Source organism: Streptomyces sp. NPDC048419 (genome assembly GCF_043200415.1).
Taxonomy (GTDB): Bacteria; Actinomycetota; Actinomycetes; order Streptomycetales; family Streptomycetaceae; genus Streptomyces.
Genome location: NZ_JBICXT010000016.1, coordinates 181,915 through 202,915 on the forward strand (window position 1 = coordinate 181,915; position 21,001 = coordinate 202,915).

Annotated in this window: 14 protein-coding genes; 4 read left to right on the forward strand and 10 right to left on the reverse strand. The window is 72.9% G+C overall.

Translation table 11 applies throughout. The annotated features are described in order from the left end of the window. Positions 1-7: 7 nt before the first annotated feature. From ACGFYN_RS30175 to ACGFYN_RS30215, 9 genes are all read right to left on the reverse strand, one after another. Positions 8-736 (reverse strand): 4'-phosphopantetheinyl transferase family protein, encoded by a 729-nt coding sequence (locus ACGFYN_RS30175; protein ID WP_393869050.1) that lies wholly within the window; start codon positions 734-736, stop codon positions 8-10. Next, positions 733-2,112 carry a 3-deoxy-7-phosphoheptulonate synthase class II gene (locus tag ACGFYN_RS30180; protein ID WP_393869051.1) on the reverse strand — a complete coding sequence of 460 codons (1,380 nt, stop codon included), beginning with the start codon at positions 2,110-2,112 and terminating at the stop codon, positions 733-735. The genes ACGFYN_RS30175 and ACGFYN_RS30180 overlap by 4 nt, the downstream gene beginning before the upstream one ends. Beyond that, entirely contained in the window at positions 2,109-3,989 is a 1,881-nt protein-coding gene (locus ACGFYN_RS30185) for an anthranilate synthase family protein (protein WP_393869052.1), read from the reverse strand. Before ACGFYN_RS30185 ends, ACGFYN_RS30180 begins: the two co-directional genes overlap by 4 nt. After that, complete coding sequence (locus tag ACGFYN_RS30190) at positions 3,986-4,654, reverse strand: isochorismatase family protein (RefSeq protein WP_393869053.1); 669 nt, start codon at positions 4,652-4,654, stop codon at positions 3,986-3,988. The genes ACGFYN_RS30185 and ACGFYN_RS30190 overlap by 4 nt, the downstream gene beginning before the upstream one ends. 282 nt (positions 4,655-4,936) lie before the next feature. Next, the gene (locus ACGFYN_RS30195; protein WP_393869054.1) at positions 4,937-5,755 is read right to left on the reverse strand and encodes a 2,3-dihydro-2,3-dihydroxybenzoate dehydrogenase; all 819 of its coding nucleotides are present in this window, start codon (positions 5,753-5,755) and stop codon (positions 4,937-4,939) included. Further along, on the reverse strand, positions 5,752-7,236 hold the full coding sequence (locus ACGFYN_RS30200) for an amidohydrolase family protein (RefSeq protein WP_393869055.1): 1,485 nt from the start codon (positions 7,234-7,236) through the stop codon (positions 5,752-5,754). The genes ACGFYN_RS30195 and ACGFYN_RS30200 overlap by 4 nt, the downstream gene beginning before the upstream one ends. Beyond that, entirely contained in the window at positions 7,236-7,499 is a 264-nt protein-coding gene (locus tag ACGFYN_RS30205; protein ID WP_393869056.1) for a phosphopantetheine-binding protein, read from the reverse strand. Before ACGFYN_RS30205 ends, ACGFYN_RS30200 begins: the two co-directional genes overlap by 1 nt. A 1-nt stretch (position 7,500) precedes the next feature. After that, a complete protein-coding gene (locus tag ACGFYN_RS30210) occupies positions 7,501-9,120 on the reverse strand; it encodes a (2,3-dihydroxybenzoyl)adenylate synthase (RefSeq protein ID WP_393869057.1) in 1,620 nt (539 codons plus the stop codon). An 11-nt stretch (positions 9,121-9,131) separates the two neighbouring features. Next, positions 9,132-10,211: a ketoacyl-ACP synthase III family protein gene (locus ACGFYN_RS30215; RefSeq protein WP_393869058.1), complete on the reverse strand. Its 1,080-nt coding sequence runs from the start codon at positions 10,209-10,211 to the stop codon at positions 9,132-9,134. Between the two features lie 653 nt (positions 10,212-10,864). On the opposite strand from ACGFYN_RS30215, the gene ACGFYN_RS30220 reads away from it, so the two are divergent. Both ACGFYN_RS30220 and ACGFYN_RS30225 read left to right on the forward strand, forming a co-directional pair. Then, positions 10,865-12,175, forward strand: coding sequence for a phenylacetate--CoA ligase family protein (locus ACGFYN_RS30220; protein WP_393869059.1), 1,311 nt, complete (start codon positions 10,865-10,867; stop codon positions 12,173-12,175). Between the two features lie 121 nt (positions 12,176-12,296). Beyond that, a complete protein-coding gene (locus ACGFYN_RS30225; protein WP_393869060.1) occupies positions 12,297-17,498 on the forward strand; it encodes an SDR family NAD(P)-dependent oxidoreductase in 5,202 nt (1,733 codons plus the stop codon). 191 nt (positions 17,499-17,689) lie between these two features. On the opposite strand, the gene ACGFYN_RS30230 is transcribed toward ACGFYN_RS30225, so the two are convergent. Next, on the reverse strand, positions 17,690-18,388 hold the full coding sequence (locus ACGFYN_RS30230) for a TetR/AcrR family transcriptional regulator (RefSeq protein ID WP_393869061.1): 699 nt from the start codon (positions 18,386-18,388) through the stop codon (positions 17,690-17,692). Between the two features lie 233 nt (positions 18,389-18,621). On the opposite strand from ACGFYN_RS30230, the gene ACGFYN_RS30235 reads away from it, so the two are divergent. Both ACGFYN_RS30235 and ACGFYN_RS30240 read left to right on the forward strand, forming a co-directional pair. After that, positions 18,622-20,166 carry an MFS transporter gene (locus ACGFYN_RS30235; RefSeq protein ID WP_393869062.1) on the forward strand — a complete coding sequence of 515 codons (1,545 nt, stop codon included), beginning with the start codon at positions 18,622-18,624 and terminating at the stop codon, positions 20,164-20,166. Positions 20,167-20,698: 532 nt separating this feature from the next. After that, positions 20,699-20,965 carry an acyl carrier protein gene (locus ACGFYN_RS30240; protein WP_393869063.1) on the forward strand — a complete coding sequence of 89 codons (267 nt, stop codon included), beginning with the start codon at positions 20,699-20,701 and terminating at the stop codon, positions 20,963-20,965. The last annotated feature ends 36 nt before the right edge of the window (positions 20,966-21,001 follow it).

Below are 21,001 nucleotides of genomic sequence, written 5' to 3' on the forward strand. Positions count from 1 at the left end.
GTGGTCGTCAGACGCCCGATACGGCGATCTGCTCGTTCAGGCTGGTCGGATCGGTCAGGTCCACCAGGTGCACGGCCCCGGCCCGGTCGCCCTCGACGGCGAGGGCGAGAGTGTGCCCGGAGGCGGTCCGCAGCAGCTCGAACCACCAGCCGGGACCGCCGCCGTACGGCTGCTGCGGGTCGTGCACGGTGATACGGGCGGCGCTGCGCGGAGTGAAGGCGAAGCCGTCGAAGTCGCGCCGCCCGCCGATGCCCAGGCCCTTGAGGTACGCCTCCTTCAGCACCCACAACTCCCTGGTGCGTTCGGCGCGTTCGGCCGGCGGCAGGGCGGCCAGTTCGGCGCGCTCGGCGGGGGAGTAGAAGCGGGCGACGTGCGCGGCCGACTCCTCCGCCAGCGGGCCCTCCACGTCCACACCGCACGCGGCGCCGTCGGTCACGGCGCACACGATGAGGCCGTCGGTGTGCGAGACGTTGAACCGCACGCCGTACCAGCCGGGTTCGGGTTCGGGCCGCCCGAACTCGTTCACCGGGAACCGCCAGCCGTCCGGGGGATGGCCGGTGCGCACGCTCAGCGCGTGCCGGCACAGCAGCCGCCCGGCCAGGAACTGGCGACGCCGCCGCGGCATCAACATCCGTGCCATGCGGGCGCGTTCGTCCTCGCCGAGAAGCTGCTCGCCGCCCATGCGCTCCACGAAGGCGGCTGCCGCCGGCTCGGGCAGCAGCCACACCTCCGTCATCGCCAGGCCTCCCCGACGCCCGGGGTGGCCACGCCCTCGAGGAGTTCGGCGAGGCGGAAAGCCAGGTCGAGCGACTGGTCGCGGTTCAGCCGGGGGTCGCACAGCGAGTGGTAGCGCCGGGGCAGGTCGGCGTAGTCGACGCCGGCGCCGCCGCCGACGCACTCGGTGACGTCGTCGCCGGTCAGCTCCAGGTGCACGCCGCCCGGGTGGGCGCCCAGGACGCGCAACACCTCGAAGAACCCCGCCAGTTCCGTCAGGACGTCGTCGAAACGGCGCGTCTTGTGGCCGCTCGGCGCGCTGATCGTGTTGCCGTGCATGGGGTCGCACACCCAGGCCACCGGCAGCCCCTCGGCCGTGACCTTCTCGACCAGGGTGGGCAGCACCTCGCGCACCTTGCCGGCGCCCATCCGCGCCACCAGCGTCAGCCGGCCCGGCTCGCCGTCGGGTGAGAGCCGCTCGATCAGGGCTAGTACCTCGTCGACACTGGTGCTCGGGCCGATCTTGACGGCGATCGGATTGGCGATCCGGGAAAAGAACTCCAGGTGCGCGCCATTGAGTTGACGGGTGCGCTCGCCGATCCACAGCAGGTGCCCGGAGGTCGCGTACGCCTGTCCGGTGGCCGCGTCGACACGGGCGAGCGCCGACTCGTAGTCCAGCAGCAGGCCCTCGTGCGACATGAACAGTTCGCCGGGGGTGTGCCAGCCGTCGCCGGTGTTGGTGAAGCCGCCGACCCGTTCGATCTCCTCGGTCAGTGCCTCGTGCCGCTCGCAGGCCGGGGAGGTGACGGTGAACTGCTTGAGGGCCGACAGCACATGCTCGGGCCGCGCGTGCTCGCCCGCGCCGTAGGCCCGTACGAGATTCAGGGTGGCGGCGGAGGTGTGGTAGGCGCGGACGAGGCGGTGCGGGTCGGGGGCGCGGTCGGCCGGTGTGAAGGCGTGCCCGTTGACCGCGTCGCCCCGGTACACCGGCAGTTCCACGCCGTCGCGGGTCTCGGTGTCCTTGGAGCGGGGCTTGGCGTACTGTCCCGCCATGCGTGCGACCGTCACCACGGGCAGCGACATCGCGTAGCCGAAGACGGTGGCCAGTTGCTGCAGGGTGCCGGCCGTGCGGCTGATGGAGGTGGCGTTGACGGCGTCCAGGGCCTCGGCGCAGTCGCCGCCCTGGACCAGGAACGCCTCGCCGCGCGCCACCGCGGCCAGCCGGCTCTTGAGCGTGTCGCACTCGCGGGGCATCACCAACGGCAGGCTCGCCGACAGGGTGGCGACCGCGGCGTCCAGCGCGGCCGCGTCCGGCCAGGCGGGCTGCTGGCCGGCCGGGAGCGTGCGCCAGGCGGTGTGCACCGCGTGCACGCCGGGCAGTTCGAGCAGGGGGGTCACGCCGTCAGCTCCGCTCGGTGAGGCGCCGGCGTCAGAGCGCCGGCGACCAGCTGGTCCAGGATGGAGGCGCCGTGCAGCGTCATCACCGACTCGGGGTGGAACTGCACGGAGGTGAAGCCGGGGCCGCGCAGCCCGTGCACCTCGCCGGTGGCCGGGTCGCGGGCGACCTCGACCAGGTCCCGGGCCAGGGGGCTGCCGAGCAGGGCGGCGTCGCTGTAGGCGGCGAAGGTGTTGTAGAAGTAGACCGGCTCTGCGGCGCCGAACAGGTCGACCGTGCGCCGCACTCCCTGGTTGGGGGAGTCCAGCCGGCGCACCTCCAACCCCAGCAGTGCGCACAGCACTTGGTGACTCAGGCACACCGACACGAACGGGATGCGCAGGTTGAGCAGGCTGCCGGTGACCGCCCGCAGATGCGCGATCTTGGGGTGGCCGGCTGCACACGGGTCGCCGGGTCCCGGGCCGAGCAGGACCAGGTCGTAGCCGGTCAGCCGGTACGGCTCGTCGTAGCGGCGGATCGTCACGTCGTAGCCGAGGCTGCGCAGTTGCAGTGCGCCCATCGCGGTGAACGTGTCCTCCGCGTCGATGATCAGCACCTTGTCGCGGGTGGCCGGCCGCGCCGGGGCGGGGGCGAGCCAGAACTGCGACAGCGGCGCGTTGCGCGCGGCGAGCGCCGCCCGCACCTGCGGGTCGGCGTCCAGCCCGGCCGGCCGGCGCCGCTCGGCGACGCGGTCCAGGGCGTCCAGCAGACCCGCCGCCTTCGCCCGCGTCTCGGCGGCCTCCTGGGCGGGGTCGGAGTCGCGCACGAGCGTCGCGCCGACGGCGATGCGGACCCGGCCGGCCCGGTCGACGTCCGCCGTCCTGATCATGATCGCGGAGTCCATGCGGCGCCGGCCGTGCTCGTCCCGGCCGATCAGTGCGGCGACACCGGCGTAGTAACCGCGGCCGCTGGGCTCGAACTTGGCGATGACCTGGCAGGCGCTCTGCACCGGGCTGCCGGTCACCGTCGGGGCGAGCAGCGTCTCGCGCAGGATCTCGCGCACGTCGCGGCCGCTGTGGCCGGCGATGCGGTACTCGGTGTGTGCGAGGTGGGCCATCTCCTTCAGATGCGGCCCGGTCACGTGCGCGTCGTCGCACACGCGGCTCATCATCTTCAGTTCCTCGTCGAGCACCATGTACAGCTCGTTGGTCTCCTTGCCGTCGGCGAGGAAGTCCAGCACGGACGGGACGCTAGGCCCGGCAGCCGGATAGCGGTAGGTGCCGCTGATGGGCGTCATCACGGCGACGCCGTCGTCGAGGCTGACATGGCGCTCCGGGCTCGCCCCGACGAAGGTGCGGTCGCCGGTGTGGATCACGAAGGTCCAGTAGGCGCCGGGCTCGCCGCGCAGCAGCCGGCCCCAGAAGGCCAGGGCCGTACGGGCCGACCAGCCGGGGATCTCGGTGACGAAGGTGCGCTTGAGGACGAAGTTGGCGCCGGAGCCGTGCCCGATCTCCTCGGCCAGCACGCGGCGCACCAGTTCCCCGTACTCGGCGTCGTCGAGGTCGAAGCGGCCCTCGTCGGTGGTGACGGGCCAGGACAGAACGGTGTCGAGCACGTCGTCGACGGGCAGTGACGCCTGTTCCCGCACCGGCATCGCGAGCATCGGCTCACCGTCGTCGTGGTGGTCGTAGCCGCGTTCGCCGATCACCCGGTACGGCAGCACGGCGAGCACCTCGTGGGTGTCCGCCTCCCCGAAGTCGGGCACCGGCAGCTGTTCGGTGCCCGCGAACTCGCCGAACTCGCCCAGCAGCAGGTCGACATGGCCCGCGACACCGCTCTCGGGACGGTGCAGCAGCGCGAACGACCGCCCGCCCGCGGCCAGTTCCTCCAGCGACGTCATGACCGCGCTCCCAGGGCGGCGGCGGCCGACGCCGAAAGGGCCTGGAGGACCGCGGTGGTCGGCAGGACCGAGGCGCAGCGGGAGGCCGCGTACTCCAGTGCCGTGCGGTGGTAGGCCGGCGTGAAGTCGGCGACCGCGTCGGCGACCACGAAGGGCTGGACGCCGTGCGCGAAGGCGTCGCAGGCGGTCAGCAGGATGCCGACGTGGGCGTAGACCCCGCAGATGATCAGCTGGTCGCGGCCCTGCTCGCGGAGGAGTTCCAGCAGTGGGGTGTGGTGGAAGGCGCTGGCCCGCCACTTGGTCAGGACGGTGTCCTCGGCGGCGGGCGCGACGGCGTCGGGGATGCCCTGTTCCTCGGGGGCCGCGGACATGCCCGGGCCCCAGAAGTCCGCGAGCAGGCCGCGCTGTTGGGACGTCATGTCGCCGGGCTGCGCCGTGTAGAGGACGGGCACGCCGACGCCGGCGCAGCGCTCGCGCAGCACCTGGACGTGGGCCAGCAGGTCGGCGTGCGGCTGGGCGCCGTGCTGGAAGGGGGCGAGGAAGTAGTGCTGCATGTCGTGCACCAGCAGCGCCGCCCGGTCGGGGTCGATGCTCCAGGACACGGTGTTGGCGGGCAGCTCGGCGGGCCGGGGCATCGGATACGGGTCGATCGGTGCGATCGCCACGTCGGGTTCCTTTCCTGGTCGGATGACGGCCCGCAGCGGTCCCCGGTGCCGGGAACACCGACCGCGTGCCAGTGAGGGCGCCCGGGACCGTGGGGGAGTCGGTCCCGGGCGCCCTCCGCGCCCGGAACGGGAGGAGGGGTCCCGGGCGGGCGGCCCGGTGAAGGGGGCCGGTCTGGAGGGGAGTTGCTCGAGGCGGGGTGGGCGGCCGGTTCGCGGCCTACGGGATGTGCGGCCTGAAGGGATGTGCGGCCGGCGGGGTGTGCGGCTTTCGGGGATGTGTGGTCAGGCGCCCAGTGCCGCGCCGCCGTCCACGGTGAGGTCCTGAAGGGTGATGTGGTCGGAGCGCTCGGAGAGCAGGAACAGGACGGCGTCGGCGATATGGGCGGGTTCGGCGATCCGGCCCAGCGGGATGCCGACCCGGTAGGCCGCCGGAACACCGTCGATCGACGCCCGCTCGGCGGCGTCGCCCTGCAGCGCGGTCAGCATCGAGGTCCTGGTCGACCCCGGTGCGACGGTGTTGCAGCGGATGCCGTGCTCGGCCAGCTCCAGGCCGAGGCACTTGGTGAACATCAGCGAGGCGGCCTTGGAGGCGGCGTAGGCGGCCATCGAAGTCCGGGGCGTGAGGGCCGCGTTGGAGGCGATGGTGACGATGGAGCCTCGTCCGCGGGGGATCATCCGGCGGGCCACGGCCCGGCTGACGCGGAACACTCCGCCCGCGTTGACCGCGAGCGTGGCGTCCCACTCGTCGTCGCTGAGCTCCGGCGCCGGGCCGCTGCGCAGGATGCCGGCGCCGTTGACGAGGTAGGCGATCGGGCCGAGTTCGGCCTCGACCTTGGCGACGGCGGTGTCCACGTCGACGCTGTCGGTGACGTCCACGGGGAGTGCCAGCACGCCCGCGCCCGATCCGCCGAGCTGGTCCGCCAGTTCCCACAGCGGCACGGGTTCGCGGTCCAGCAGGGCGACGGGGACGCCGGCGGCAGCCAGGGCCGTGGCGATCGCGGCGCCGATACCGCCGGCCGCGCCCGTGACCACGGCGGCTCCCGACCACTCGGTGCCGGGCCCAACGGCCGTCGTGGGCGCGGTCGTAGGAGAGGCGTTCATCGGGCCACCCTTCCCAGGACGGCGTCGACCGCCTCGGCGGGCACGCGCAGGGCGCGCGTGGTGAACCCGCGCAGCGCCTCCAGGTAGCGGTCGCGCAGGGCCGCCTCGTCGACCTCGACGCCCCGGCCGCCGGTGACCAGGGTGCGGCCGCCTACGACCACCGTGTCGACGTCCGCGGAGCCGGCCAGCCACAGGAAGCTCTCCAGCGGCCGAGGATTGAGCAGGTAGCGCCAGTCGTCGGTGCGCACCAGCAGCAGGTCGGCCTGTTTGCCGGGCTCCAGGCTGCCGACGGAGTCGTCCCAGCGCAGGCCCTTGGCCGCGATGCGCGTGGACATGGCGAGCGCGTCGGTGGGCAGTACGTCGGTCGGGTCGGCGCTCATCTCGTTGTACATCTGCCAGGCGGCGCGCATCGTCTCGGCCATCCCGGCGCCCGGCAGGGCGGCCGCGTCGGTCGACAGCGACACGTCGAGGCCGGCCCGGCGCAGTGCCGGCACCACCCCGGTCTCGGTCAGCGAGGACTCGCCGGAGGGCCCGTACTTGCCGGGGGAGTGGCTGATGTGCGCGCGGGCGGAGAGCATCAGCTTCTGCTCGTGCTCGTCCAGGAAGGCGGCGTGCCCGGCCATCAGCCGGCCGTCTACCAGGCCGGCCTCCTCCAGGCGGCGCAGCCCGCTCTCGCTGTAGTAGGTGCGCATCGCCTCGACCTCGTTGCGCAGCGCGCCCACGTGGGTGGCGAACGGCAGGTCGTGCCGTACGACCAAGTCGGCCATGCCGCGCGCCAGTTCATCGGTCATGTTGGTGACGTAGGAGATGTTCGGGCGGCACCGGATGCGCCCGGTGGTGTCCGAGGCGACCGCACCGAGCAGCGACTCGAAGCCGGCCAGCACCGTGTCGGTGTCGCGGGTGCGCAGGTGGCGGGAGCCGTCCGGCGGGCAGACGGCGTCGCTCGCCCACGTGCTCGCGGAGAACCGGAGGCCCAGGCGGCGGGCGGCGGCGACCATCGACAGGGGCCGGTTGAGGGAGCCCATGTCGCCGAGGGTGGTCACCCCGCCGCGCAGCTGGATCCACATCGAGTACTCGGCGATGGCCTGCGCCTCGTCCGGCGTCATCGCCTCGATGAGGGGGTCGAAGCGGTCGAAGGTCTGGGAGATCTGGTGCATGTCGCCGCCGCCGGCCATGAAGGCGGCCTGGTCGGCGCGGTCGGAGGCCGGGCGGAGCGCGCCGCGCATGGTGAAGCCCATCGCGAACATCTCGTGCCAGTGGGCGTTGACGAAGCCGGGCAGCACCATCATCCGGCTCGCGTCGACGGTGCGCAGCCGCGACCGTACGGGCGCGGGCAGGGCGGCCGCGGTCTGCTCGACCTGGGCGGCCGGACCCACGGCGGCGACCTTGTCCTCCACGATCAGGACGGCGCCGCGCTCGTGCACGGACTCCTGCGCGTCGGCGGTGTAGACGGTGCCGCCGGTGATCAGGGTGGCGGCCATCACGCCGCCCCCGGGTCGCTCGGAGCGGCCAGCGACGCGAAGTGGGCGGCCCAGCCGGACAGCGTCGGCGCGGCCACCAGGGCGTCGAACTGCACCGGGATGCCCGCCTTGCGCCAGCGGCTGACCAGCCGCATGATCTCCAGCGAACTCAGCCCGAGCAGCACCAGGTTGGCGGCCGGCTCGATCCGGCCGGGCTCGATGCCCAGCACGGGCGCGACGATCGAGCGCAGCTCGAGTTCGGTCGGGAACGGAGAGGTGTCCACGTCAGCCTTCCTGCTCGGACGCGGCGTGTGCGGCCAGCGCCTTCTTGTCGACTTTGCCGAGAGGGGTCAGGGGGAGCTCGGGCACGTAGCGCACGAGGTCGGGCAGCTTGTAGTCGGCCACGCCCTGCGCGTGCACCGCCTGTTTGAGGTCGGCGAGGGAGACCTCCGCGCCGTCGGCGACGAGATAGGCGCAGATCCGCTCGCCCAGGAACTCGTCGGGTACGCCGATCACGGCCACGGCGGCGATCGCGGGATGGGCGAGCAGCAGGTCCTCGACCTCACCCGCGGCGATCTTGTCGCCGCCGCGGATGATGGTCTCCTTGATACGGCCCTCGATGACCAGGTCACCTTCCTCGGTGAGCCGGGCCAGGTCGCCGCTGCGGTAGAAGCCGTCGGCGGTGAACGCGCGGCGGTTGTGCTCCGGCGTCCGGTAGTAGCCGCGCAGTGTGTACGGGCCGCGGGTGACCAGCTCGCCGATCCGGCCCGGAGGCAGCGGCCGGCCCTCCTCGTCGACGATCAGCAGTTCGTCGGCGCTGGAGACCGGCTTGCCCTGGGTCGTGAGCCGCGACTCCTCCGGGTCGCCCGGCCGGCTGAAGGTCAGCAGACCCTCCGCCATGCCGAACACCTGCTGGAGCTCCGCGCCCAGCGTGGGCCGGATCCGGGAGGTGAACTCGCGGGTCATGCGCGCCCCGCCGACCTGCACCAGGCGCAGACTGACCAGGTCGTCCTCGGCCCACTCGGCCGCCTCCAGCCACAGCGCCATGATCGAGGGCACCATGGCGGTGACGGTGGCCCGGTGCCGCTCGATCAGCGGGAAGCAGTCCAGGGGGTTGGGGGTGTCGGCCAGCACCGCGGTGCCGCCGGTGAGGAACGTGCCGATCAGGCCGGGGCAGCCGAAGGCGAAGTTGAACTCGATGGGCAGGACGGCGAGATACACGTCGTCCCCGGTCAACTCGCAGACCTGGGCCGCGCGATGCGCCATGTAGACGTAGTCGTCGTGGGTGCGCGGGATCAGCTTGGGCAGGGCCGTCGTGCCGCCGGACAGCAGGAAGAACGCCACGTCCGCCGCACCGGGTTCGGGCAGCGGCCGCGGGTCGGGGTCGGCCGCCTCCAGTTCCTCGACCGACACGAAGCCGTCGGTCTTCGCGCCCAGCACGAACAGGGAGGTGAGTGTCCCGGTCTCGGCCTGGACCCGCCGGGCCATCTCCACGTGGTCGAAGCCGCGGTGCGACTCCGGCACCAGGTAGCCGACCGCGCCGCTCAGCCGTACCAGATGGGTGATCTCGGTGGCCCGGTGCGCCGGCAGCGAGAAGACGAGCTTCACGCCGAGCCGCATCAGGGCGAAGGCGATCGCCACGAAGTCCGGCACGTTGGGCAGCTGCACCACGACGCGGTCGCCGGCGCGCAGCCCGTTGGCGGCGAAGCCGGCCGCCAACCGGTCCGTCCAGCGGTCGAGTTCGGCGTAGCTGATCCGCCGCTCACCGTGGATCAGGGCGGGCTTGTCGCCGTACCGCCGCGCGGCCTGGCGCAGCACCGTGCCGAGCGTCTCGCCGCGCCAGAGGCCCTGGTCGCGGTAGCGGCGCGCGACGTCCTCGGGCCAGGGGGTGAATCCCTCGAGCATGTCGTCTGTTCCTACTCGGACTTGGGAGCGGACTCGGGAGCGGAACGGGGAGTCGACGCGGTGGCGGGCGCCGGCTCGGTGATGCGGACGACGGCGGCGCCGGCCTCCATGCCGGTGCTCGCACCGATCAGCAGCACGTGGTCGCCGGGCTGCACCTGGCCGGTGCGCCAGACGTGCTCCAGGCCCAGGAAGAGGTCGGCGGCGCCGGTGTGCCCGATGGTGCTGACGTACTCCCACACGGTCTGGTGCTCGGGGACGTCGAGCGGCAGCAGGAACATCGCCTCCAGGGCGGGCCGGCCGAATCCGACGTGGCACACCTTGACGATCTGGTCCCACGTCACGTCGGCCTGCTTCAGGGTGCGTTCGGCGATCTCCGCGACCCGGTCGCCGAAGTTCTTGATGGGCGGGGCCTGGCCCGCCGCCCACTGCTCGCGCACCTTCTCGGCGCGCTCGGCGAAGTTCAGCCCGCGGCCGCGCGTGACACCGGGCGGGAACAGCTCCTCGCCGGCGCGGTGCAGGATCTCCATCGAGGAATCGGACAGCGAGTCCAGGGCCAGCAGTTCGGCGAAGCCGGAGCGGCGCGAGAGCACCACGGACGCGCCCGCGTCGGCGAGCACGAACAGGCCCGAGGCGCGCCAGCGTTCGACGCCGGGGGTGGAGTAGTTGTCCCCCGTGGTGATGAGCGCGGCCTCGTGCGTCGGGTTGGCCGTCAGCCGGTTGGCGGCGACCTCCAGCGAGGCCAGCATGCCCAGGCAGCCCTGCTTGATCTCGACGGCGGGCACCGGCTTGTCGACGGTGTTGTTGAGGATGTAGTGCACCGCCGACCAGCCGTCGGGGCCCTGGTGGTGTGTGTAGCTGTGCAGCAGGATGCCGATGTCGTCCGGGCCGTGCCCGGAGCCGGCCAGCGCGGCCCGCGCCGCGTCGATCGCCAGCTGCGGGGCCGGCGTCGACTCGCTCACGGCGGCCGACCGCATGCCGGAGGCCTGCCGCGCCTCCTCGTCGTACAGTCCCTCGGCGACCGCGCGCTCGGCAGGGAACAGCGGCGGCACATGGCTGCCGATCCCGGCGAGATACAGGTTCGCAGTCCTCATCGAGCCGACTCCTTCGTGTCCTTCGTATGCGGGGAATTCGTGGCGGCACTGACGTACGCAAGTTCGTGGCGGGACGGACGTGCGGAATTCGTGGCGGCACGGACGTAGGGGGAAAGCGGGGCGGCGCAGGCGTGCGAGGTTCTCGGGGCGGCACGGACGTGCGGGGAAGTGCTCTGGGTCCGCGTCGGCCCGTGTGGCCGGGCGGCCCTGGGCCGAGGGGGTGCGTCGGTGCCGGGGACGGGTGGTGCGGGGATGTGGGGATGCGGCGGACGGTTGGTGCGTCGGCCGTAAGCACAGCAGCGGGGGCGGCCGGTCTCATGAGTGGGCGGCACTCAAGCCCTGCGGGCCGCCCACCCCCGACGTGCCGGGCACGGCGCGGTGGAGCGCCTGTGGAGGCCCGGTGAAGGCCCGCCGTGGGTGGCCGAATTGAGTGGCGACTACTCGCGCCGCCGTCCTGGCCGAATTGATGTGCTACTGCTCGCGCAGCCGCCGCGCCGACATTCCCCGTACGGCCGGGGCCTGTCTTCCCGGAGCCGCTCGGGATCCCAAGTCAGCACCGGGCGAACGCCGGTGAGCGGGGTGCGCGCCAACCACCCCGCCGTCCCGGGCTGATCCATCAGACAGGACCCAGGGCACACATGAGGGAGATACCGATGTCGCGGTCGCGTCCGGAACCCGGTGACTGGTCGACCCCCGCCGAATTGGCCGAACTGCAACGCTCCCAGCTGCCGCGGGTCCTCGCGCAGGCGCTGCGGTCGCCCTTCTACGCGGCCCGCTACGAGGGCGTCACCCCGCCGCGCGGCGCGGACGACTTCGCCGGCATCGCGCTGACCACCAAGCAGGATTTGCGGGACCAGTACCCGTTCGGGATGCTCGCCGTCGAGCGCGAGCAGCTCGCCACCTACCACGAGTCCAGCGGTACCGCCGGCGAGCCCACCGCCTCCTACTACACGGAGGAGGACTGGACCGACCTCGCCGAGCGGTACGCCCGCAAGTGGACCGGCATCAACCCCTCCGACACCTTCCTCGTCCGCACGCCCTACGGCCTGGTCATCACCGGTCATCTCGCGCAGGCCGCGGGCCGGTTGCGCGGCGCGACGATCGTCCCCGGCGACGCCCGCTCGCTCGCCACCCCGCTCTCCCGCATGGTGCGCGTCCTGAAGTCCCTGGACGTGACGCTCACTTGGTGCAACCCGACCGAGATCACCATGCTGGCGGCCGCCGCCAAGGCGGCCGGTCTGCGCCCCGAGCAGGACTTCCCCGCCCTGCGTGCCATGTTCACCGCCGCCGAACCGCTGACCGAGGTCCGCCGGCAGCGGCTGAGCGAGATCTGGGGCGGCATCCCGATCGTCGAGGAGTACGGCTCGACGGAGACCGGCACCATCGCGGGACAGTGCCCCGAGGGCCGCATGCACCTGTGGGCCGACCGCGCCGTCTTCGAGGTCTACGACCCGGCGACCGGCACGCTGTCGGACGAGGGCCGCGGACAGATGGTGGTCACCCCGCTGTACCGCGACGCGATGCCGCTGCTGCGCTACAACCTCGCCGACGAGGTCGAGGTGTCCGCCGGCGCGTGCTCCTGCGGCTGGCTGCTGCCCACCGTCACGGTGCTCGGCCGGGCCGGCGCCGAGCACACCGTGGGCTCCGCCACCGTGACCCAACAGCGCCTGGAAGAGCTGGTGTTCAGCCTCCCGGCCGAGTACGAGGTGATGTTCTGGCGGGCCATGGCCCACTCCGACGTGCTGCGCCTGGAGTTCGAGGCGCCGGAGCCCGTGCGCGAGCGGGCCGCCAAGGAACTCGGCGCCGCCCTCGACCGCGAACTGGGCGTCCCGCACCGGATCACCGGCCTGCCCCAGGGCACCCTCGTCCCGACCGAGGCACTGACCGCCCGGCGCGACATCCTCAAGGCCCGCTACCTGTTCGCCGAGGGTGAGGACTGGGACAAGGCGGTCATGTACTTCTGACGCCCGCCGCGCACGCCTCGGCACCAGGACCCGACCCTTCCTTCTCGCGCCGCACGCCGTGCGCGAGGCAACTCCCCACGTCGTCCCCCGAGATCGGCATCGAACCGTGAGCGGTGACTCCATGAGTGAGCAGTCCCCCCTGTCCCCGAGCCCGTCCTCCAGCGCGCCGTCGGCTCCGTCCTCCAGCGCGTCCGCAGGCCCGTCCGAGCCGATCGCGGTCGTCGGTGTCGGCTGCCGCTTCGCCGGTGGCGCCGACAGCCCGCAGGCGCTGTGGGAGCTGCTGATGGACGCGCGGGACGCGTCCGGGCCGATACCGGAGGACCGGTGGGCGCCGCAGCGCGCGCAGTCCCGGGAGAACGCGGCCGTCCTGACCCGCGTCACCGCGCGCGGCTCGTTCCTCGACGACATCTCCGGCTTCGACGCCGCCTTCTTCGGCATCTCCGCGACCGAGGCGCGCCAGCTCGACCCGCAGCAGCGCATCGCGCTGGAGGTCGCCTGGGAGGCCCTGGAGCACGCCGGCATCCCGCCCACCTCCCTGGCCGGCAGCGACACCGGCGTGTTCATCGGCGTCGGCACCGACGACTACGGCCGCCGCCTGCTGGAGGACCTGCCCGGCGTCGAGGCCTGGACCGGCATCGGCTCCTCCCTGTGCGGCGTGCCCAACCGGGTCTCCTACACGCTCGACCTGCGCGGCCCCTCCCTCGCCGTCGACACCGCCTGTTCCTCCTCGCTGGTGGCGGTGCACCAGGCGTGCGCGAGCCTGCGCAGCGACGAGGTGCCGGTGGCGCTCGCCGGCGGCGTGATGCTCATGGCGGGTCCCGGCCTGACGGCCGTTCTCGACACGGCGGGCGCGATCTCGGCCGACGGCCGCTCCAAGGCCTTCGACGAGGCCGCCAACGGCTACGGCCGCGGCGAGGGCTGCGGCGTCGTCGTACTCAAGCGCCTGTCCGACGCCCGGCGCGACGGCGACCGCGTCCTCGCCCTGATCCGCGGCAGCGCCGTCCACCAGGACGGCCGTACCGAAGGCATCATGGCGCCCAGCCCCACCGCGCAGGCGCACCTGCTGCGCAAGGCCTACGAGGCCGCCGGCATCGCCCCGCACGAGGTCGACTACGTCGAGGCGCACGGCACCGGTACCCGCGTCGGCGACCCCATCGAGGCGGCGGCCCTCGCGGAGGTCGTCGGCAACCGGGACCAGGGCCGGCAGCCGTGCCTCATCGGCTCCGTGAAGACCAACATCGGCCACTGCGAGGCCGCCGCCGGCATCGCCGGCCTCATCAAGACCGCGCTGGCCATGGAGCACGGCGTCATCCCGCCCACCCTGTCCGTCGACGGCCCGCGCCGGGACATCCCCTGGGAGACGTCCGGGCTGCGCCTGGTCACCGAGCCGACCGCCTGGCCCGAGTCCGACCGCCCGCGCCTGGCGGGTGTGGCGAGCTACGGGTACGGCGGCACCATCGCGCACGTGGTGCTGGAGCAGGCGCCCGTACCGGGCCACGCCATCGCGCATACGGAGCCGGGAGCCGCGCCGGAGAGTTCGGAGCCCGCCGCCGGTCCGACCTTGTACCCCCTGTCCTCGGCCACCGGCTTCGGCATCGTCGGCCAGGCCCGCCGCCTCGCCGACACCCTCGACGCCCACGCGCTCGCCGACGTCGGACACACCCTCGCGCACCGCCGTGCCCACCTCGGCGCCCGCGCCGCCGTCGTGGCCGCCGACCGGGCCGAACTCGCCGAGTGCCTGGCCGCGTTGGCCCATGGGGAACCGCATCCGCAGGTCGTCACCGGCGAGCCCTCGGGCCCGGTCGACGGGCCCGTGTGGGTGTTCTCCGGGCACGGCGCGCAGTGGTCGGGCATGGGTCGTGAACTCCTCGACGCCGAGCCGGTGTTCGCCGCGGCGATCGACCGGCTGGGCCCGGTCTACGCCGAGGAGATGGGCATCACGCCGCGCCAGGTCCTCACCGACGGCGAACTGGACTCGGTGGACGTCATCCAGTCCATGCTGTTCGCCGTGCAGATCGGCCTGGCCGCGGTCTGGCGCCGCTACGGCGTCACCCCGGGTGCGATCATCGGGCACTCCGTCGGCGAGATCGCCGCCGCGGTCACCGCCGGGGTGCTGAGCGAGGAGGACGGCGCCCGGCTCATCTGCCGCCGCTCGGTACTGCTGCGCAAGGTCGCCGGCAAGGGCGCCATGATCATGGTGGACCGGCCGTTCGACGAGGTGCGCGACCGCATCGGCGCCACCGACTCCCTGTGCGCGGCCATCGCCGCCGCCCCGTCGTCCACCGTCGTCGCCGGTGACATCCCGGCCGTCGACAAGGCCGCCGAGCAGTGGGCCGAACTGGGCTGGACCGTCCGCCGTATCGACTCCGACGTGGCCTTCCACAGCGCGCACATGGACGAGGCGGCACTCGACCTCGCCGCCGCCGTCGCCGGCCTTCAGCCCCGCGAGCCGCAGGTGCCGGTGTACCTGACCGCCGTCGACGACCCGCGCTGCGGCCGCCGTCAGGACGCGAGCTACTGGGCGGCCAACCTGCGCAACCCGGTCCGCTTCCACCAGGCCGTCGAAGCCGCCGTCGAGGACGGCCACCGGCTGTTCCTGGAGATCTCCGCGCACCCGGTGGTCGGCCACTCGGTCAACGAGGTCGTCGCCCATGTACCCGGCGCCCTCGTCACCCCCAGCCTGCGCCGCCGCCAGCCCGAACTGCCCACGCTGCTCACCTCGTTGGCCCGGCTGCACTGCCACGGCGTGCCGGTCGACTGGACGGTGCTCCAGCCCGCGGGCCGCCGCACCGACCTGCCCACGACCGCATGGCAGCACGACCGGCACTGGGTCGAGGCCCGCACCGGCACGGAACCGCCGGTCGACACTCTGCTCGGCACCGAGACGGCCGTGCACGGCTCCCACACCCGGGTCTGGCAGACCACCCTCGAATTCCGCACCCGCCCCTACCCGCGCCGGCACCCCGTCCTCGGCACGGAGATCGTGCCGGCGGCGGTGCTGCTCAACACCTTCCTCACGGCGGGCCACACCGACGAACTGAACGACGTGAGGCTGCGCCAGCCGGTCGTCGTGCCGCAGACGGAGACACGCGAGGTGCAGATCGTGCGCGAGGGCACCGCGCTACGGCTCGTCTCGCGCCGCCTCGGTGCGCCGGACACGGCATGGGCCACGCACACCCTGGCCGCCGTCGGCGCCGGGGAGGCGGTCGAACCCGTGGCCGTGGAGGCGTCCGAGGAGCTCGACGGCGGATACGTCATCGACCGGCTCGCCGAACTCGGTGTCGCGGACATGGGGTACCCCTGGACCATCGACGAACTCCGTTGTGGAGAAGGTGCGTTGACCGCCGTCGCGAGTGCCCCGCTGGACCGCAGCTGGGCGGCGATCCTGGACGCCGCGCTGTCCATGGCCTCGGTGATCTTCCCCGGGCCCGCCATGCTGCGCATGCCCGCGCACATAGACCAGGTCACCCGGGCCGGTGCGCCGCCGCGCCGGGCGGCCATCGCCGTACGGCTGGACACCGACCGGGCCACCACCGTGCACGTCGACATCCGCGGCGAGGGCGACGACGCCGGCTCGCTGCTCTCCCTGCGCGGGCTGCACTACGGGGAGCTGGACGGCGAGCTGGCGGACGACGACCTCGGCGCCGGGCGCTTCGAGGTCGCCTGGCAGGACTTCCCGGTGGACGCCGAGGCGCAGACCACGCTGACCGGCCATACGGTGCTGGTGCTCGGACCGACCGAGCTGGCCCGCTCCCTGGTGCCCGAGGCCGCGGCGCACGGTGCGACCGTGAGCGTCGACCGCACGTCCCTCGCCGACGCCGAGCACGTCCTGTTCGCCCCCGGTCTGCCGGACGGCGTGGACGGGTCCCAACCGGCCGACGTGGCAACCGAGTTCGCCCGGCTGGTCGCCGAGATCGCCGCGCTGCCCGGCCGCAGGCCGCAGCTGTGGTGCCTGACCGGCGGCGTACGAGAGGCGGTCTCCACGGGCGCGCTCGCGCAGGCGCCGCTGTGGGGCATGGGCCGCGTCGCCGCGAGTGAGCACCCCGAGTTCTGGGGCGGGGTCGTCGACCTCGGGACGGGCCCGCTCGGCGAGCGCAGCGCCCGGCTGCTGCTCAACCTGCTGCACCTCAGGCCCGCCGAACCGGTGGTCTCCGTCACCGAGGACGGCGTCCGCGTGCCGCGCCTGGTGCCGGCCGAACTCGCCCTGGACGGCGAGCCGTTCACCTGCCGTCCCGACGGCACCTACCTGATCACCGGCGGCCTCGGCGTACTCGGCCTGGAGCTCGCCGGGCATCTGGCCGAACGCGGCGCCCGCCGCATCGTGCTGCTGGGCCGCACGCCCGTCCCGCCGCGCGCGCAGTGGCCTCACGACGATGCCCGAGTCGAGGCGCTACGGCGCCTGGAGGCGGCCGGCGTCACCGTGCGCACCGTCGCGGCCGACATCACCGATCCGGTCGCGACATGGGCCGCGCTCGACGCGCTCGACCTGCCGCCCGTGCGGGGCGTGGTGCACGCCGCCGGCACCGTGCACAGCGCGCTGATGCACCGTCTGGCCGAGGACGACCTGCGTGCGGTGATGCGGCCCAAGGTGGACGGCGCGCTGGTGCTGCACGAGCTGTTCCCGCCGGGATCGACGGACTTCTTCGTGCTGTTCTCCTCCGCGGGACCGCTGCTCGGTCTGCCCGGTCAGGGCGCCTACGCCGCCGCCAACACCTTCCTCGACGTGCTCGCCGCGCACCGGCGCACCACCGGGCACCAGGAGAGTGTCTCGCTGGCCTGGACGAGCTGGCGCGGTCTGGGCATGGCGACCGCGGCGGAGGCGACCGACGTGGAACTCGCCGCCCGCGGCACCACCGACATCGCCCCGGAGCAGGCGCTGCGCGCCTTCGACCAGACGGTCGCGCACCCGGTGAGCGCACTGGTGGCCGTGCTCGGCCTGCGGCACGGGCACACCGGCCCGCGGCCCGCGCTGCTGGCCGAACTCGCCCGCGGCGACGCGGGCGAGCCGGCCGAGGTGCCTGACTGGGTCGGACTGTCCGGCGACGAGCTGGCCGCCTACCTGCTGGACGAGGTCCGCGCCCGGGTCGCCGCCGTGCTCGGCGTCCAGCCCGCCGCCGTAGGACTGCACCGGCCGCTGACCGAGGCGGGCGTCGACTCGCTGCTCGCCACGGCCGTGCGCGTCGCCCTCGAACGCGACCTGGGCGTCGCGCTGCCGGCCACGCTCCTGTGGAACTACCCCACGGTGGGCGAGATCGCCGGCTATCTGACCGCCGCACTGAGCGACGACCACGCCGCGCGGGAACAGGAGCAGCCCACGGCTTAGGGCCTGTTGGAGGCTTCACGGAGCACGGCGCACCAGGCCGCCGTCCTCGTCACCGTCGACCGGTTGCGGCCGGTCCGGGCGAGGACGGCGGCCGCCGCGCGTCAGGGGGCGGCACGCCACCCCCGGGAACGGCAGCGGGGCCGCCCGGACACCATCGTCCGGGCGGCCCCGCAGGCCGTTGTCAGGTTGTTTCAGCCGGCCGTCAGCATGGCCTCCGCGCCGTCCAGGGAGCGTTCGACGGTGAACAGGAAGAACTCCGTCTCCTGAGTCGCGATCGCCTCGGGATCGGTGCTCCGCGCGCGGGCGGTGGTGCCCGCCGCCGAGAGTCCCGGCTGCGACTCGTCCCCGGCGAAGGCGGCCATCGCGCGCCCCATGTCGGCCCGCGCGGTGGGGAACTGACCCCGGTCGTCCTCCACCGCGACCAGCGTGAACGCGCTGTTGAACAGATAGCGGTAGGCCTCGGGCGCGTGCTCGCCGAACCCGGCCTTCATCAGCACCCGGATACCGGTGTCGATGGTGGGCAGGGCCGAGGGGACGTTCGGCCCCACGGCGCACAACCGCCGGGCCACGCCCGGGTATTGACGCAAAATGGTGCGCCCCTCGGACATCACGGCGCGGAACCAGTCGCGCCACGGCACGTCGTCGCCGGGGATCGGGATCCGGGCGATCACACGGTCGAGCACGCCCATGACCACGGCCTCGCGATCTCCGACGTGGTACGCGATCACACCCGGCCAGACGTCCAGTCTGGTGGAGATCTGCCGGATGGACAGGCCGTCGAGTCCCAGTTCCCCGGTCACCTCGACCGCGGCGTCGATGATCTTGTCCGCCGTGATCGGCGGCTTGCCCGCGGCGGCCCGTGACCGGCGGCGGGGTGCTGAGTCAGGCATGGCGAACGACCTCACACTGAGGCGCTGTTGCTGCAGCGCGTGATGCCCGGCGGCTCGCAAGGCACGATCAACTCTAACTTATTAGCCACTGTCTAACAGCATGATGTAGTCTCTTAGACAGTGACTAACAGAGGTCGTCGGACCTCCGCGGGAAAACCCTTTCCCGCCGCCCCTTCCGCCCGGTGCGGCCACCTTCCCCGCCTGCACCGAACCACCCCGAGAGGCTCCACGCCATGCGCAAATGGATGCCGCTGCTGGCCGTGTGCCTGGGCACCTTCATGCTGCTCATCGACGTGACCATCGTGAGCGTCGCACTGCCCCAGATGACCGACTCGCTCGACGCCTCGTTCTCGGCCCTGCAATGGGTCGTGGACATCTACGTCCTCGTCCTCGCCGCCCTGCTGATGGCGATCGGCTCGCTGTCGGACCTGCTCGGCGCACGGCGCGTCTACCTCGCCGGTCTTGCCGTCTTCGCCCTGTCCTCCCTCGCCTGCGGCCTGGCCACCGACAGCCAGATGCTGATCGCCGCACGCGGTGTGCAGGGCCTCGGCGCGGCCGCCATGTTCGCCACCAACACCGCACTCCTGGCGAGCAATTACCAGGGCCGCGACCGCGGTGTGGCGTTCGGCATGTGGGGCGCGGTCAACGGCGCCGCCGCGGCCGCCGGCCCGATCCTGGGCGGCCTGCTCACCGAGCACCTGAACTGGCGCTGGATCTTCCTGGTCAACCTGCCCGTCGCCGCCGTCGCCCTCTACATCGGCACCCGGTACCTGGCCGCCTCGGCCACCCGCACCGACCGCCGTCTCGACCTGCCCGGCACGATCGGCTTCACCCTCGTCGCCACCCTGCTCATCTTCGGCCTGCTGCACGCGGGCGAGGACGGCTGGGGCGACAGCGGCACCCTGGCGCTGTTCGGCGGATCGGCCCTCTCCCTGGTGCTGTTCGTCCTCGTCGAGCGCGGCCGGCGCGATCCGATGCTGGACCTGCGCCTGATGCGTACGCCCTCCTTCGCCACCCTGATGGCCGGGGCCGTCGTGTTCAGCGCCGCCGCCTTCGCCAACCTGGTGTTCGTCTCCGTGTGGGCGCAGTCGGTGCTCGGGTTGAGCCCGGTCAAGGCCGGACTGATCCTGATGCCGTTCAGCGGTATGTCCTTCCTCGCCGCGGGGCTCGCCGGCCGCTTCCTCGCCAACGTCCCGCCGCAGTACCCCATCGGCGGCGGCCTGCTGCTGATCGGCACCGGCTCGTTCCTGGAGATGTCCGTGACCGGCACCTCCGGCTGGACGGCCCTGCTGGCCGGCTTCCTGGTGGCCGGCGCCGGCGTCGGCATCGCCTCACCGGTCCTCGCCTCCGCCGCACTCGCCGCGGCCCCGCCCGACCGCATGGGCATGGCCGGCGGCGCCGCCAACACCTTCCGCCAACTCGGCTTCGCCCTCGGCATCCCGGCCGTCGGCACCATCCTGTCCGGCGTCATCGCGGACAAGCTGGCCGACGGCGGCCGCTTCACCCACACCGACACCCTGGCCGACCTCGTCACCGGCGGACAGTCCACGGCCGTCCTCGCCTCCGTCCCGGCGGAGTCCCGGGCCGCCGCCCAGCGCGTGATCGAGGACGCCTACGCCGCAGGCCTCGACCGGGTGTTCCTCGCCGGCGGCCTGGTGGCCGTCGTCGCGGGCATCCTCGTCCTGCTCGTCGTACGCGGAACGCAGACGGCGACGGACCCCGCGCCCGCCACCCCGGACCTCACCAAGACGACGGAGGGCGGAATTCCCGCGATATAGCCGTGGAACCGGCCTTCCGCGTGACCTGACGGAGGGACTCGACCCCGGAACCGAACTCCTCGGAATTAACCTTCCGCCGAGGAGTCGACTTCCGGGTGACGAGTCCCTCCTTTTGGTGTCCGGCACCTTTACGCGCGCCCCGGCCAGCGCAATGCTTCTGTCATACACGGCGCCTACGGAAAACATATTGCCGCGGCGAGAGCTGACACGGGCGCTGACATCTTTGCCGCAGCCTGACACCGCTTCAGGATCCGAACTACCCGGCTGAGAAGCCCCTGTTCAGGGCGCGTATCATGAGCGTCGTCCCGCCGACGCGCCCCTTTCCGCAGAGACCGAAAGGGTTTGCAGAGCACCTTGCCGGTTGCCGGTCGACGGCCATCCCCGTAGGTTCACGCACGCGGACCAATTGCTCCGCCCGGCCCGTTGTGGCTCCCCTTGCTCAAGCACCCCGTACCTCTTGCTGCGTGGCGTGCTCCTGGAATCCACCCAACCCCCGGAAAACGTGCGACAAGCCGTTCGGAGAGGATCGGAAATGGTGAAGATCACGGCCGACGAGGCCCAGAAGTGGCTGATCGACGAGATTGCGACGCGTCTGGGCGTCGACCCGTCCGAGGTCCCGCCGGACCAGTACTTCGACGAGCTCGACCTCGACAGCACCGCCGCCCTGATCATCGCGGGCGAGATGGAGAAGTGGCTGGGCTTCGAGCTCGGTACCACCGCCCTCTGGTACCACCCGACCATCGAGGCCCTCGCCGCGCACATCGCCGAGGAGTCCGAGCAGCGCGCCGCCGCGGCGTGACCCCGGGGGGCACCGGGCCGGTTCATCCCCCCACCG

Bases quoted from the DNA above. Each gene is read 5' to 3' on its own strand.
- ACGFYN_RS30175 (WP_393869050.1), bottom strand. From the start codon at position 736: ATGACGGAGGTGTGGCTGCTGCCCGAGCCGGCGGCAGCCGCCTTCGTG.
- ACGFYN_RS30185 (WP_393869052.1), bottom strand. From the start codon at position 3,989: ATGACGTCGCTGGAGGAACTGGCCGCGGGCGGGCGGTCGTTCGCGCTG.
- ACGFYN_RS30195 (WP_393869054.1), bottom strand. From the start codon at position 5,755: ATGAACGCCTCTCCTACGACCGCGCCCACGACGGCCGTTGGGCCCGGC.
- ACGFYN_RS30200 (WP_393869055.1), bottom strand. From the start codon at position 7,236: ATGGCCGCCACCCTGATCACCGGCGGCACCGTCTACACCGCCGACGCG.
- ACGFYN_RS30210 (WP_393869057.1), bottom strand. From the start codon at position 9,120: ATGCTCGAGGGATTCACCCCCTGGCCCGAGGACGTCGCGCGCCGCTAC.
- ACGFYN_RS30215 (WP_393869058.1), bottom strand. From the start codon at position 10,211: ATGAGGACTGCGAACCTGTATCTCGCCGGGATCGGCAGCCATGTGCCG.
- ACGFYN_RS30220 (WP_393869059.1), top strand. From the start codon at position 10,865: ATGTCGCGGTCGCGTCCGGAACCCGGTGACTGGTCGACCCCCGCCGAA.
- ACGFYN_RS30225 (WP_393869060.1), top strand. From the start codon at position 12,297: ATGAGTGAGCAGTCCCCCCTGTCCCCGAGCCCGTCCTCCAGCGCGCCG.
- ACGFYN_RS30230 (WP_393869061.1), bottom strand. From the start codon at position 18,388: ATGCCTGACTCAGCACCCCGCCGCCGGTCACGGGCCGCCGCGGGCAAG.
- ACGFYN_RS30235 (WP_393869062.1), top strand. From the start codon at position 18,622: ATGCGCAAATGGATGCCGCTGCTGGCCGTGTGCCTGGGCACCTTCATG.
- ACGFYN_RS30240 (WP_393869063.1), top strand. From the start codon at position 20,699: ATGGTGAAGATCACGGCCGACGAGGCCCAGAAGTGGCTGATCGACGAG.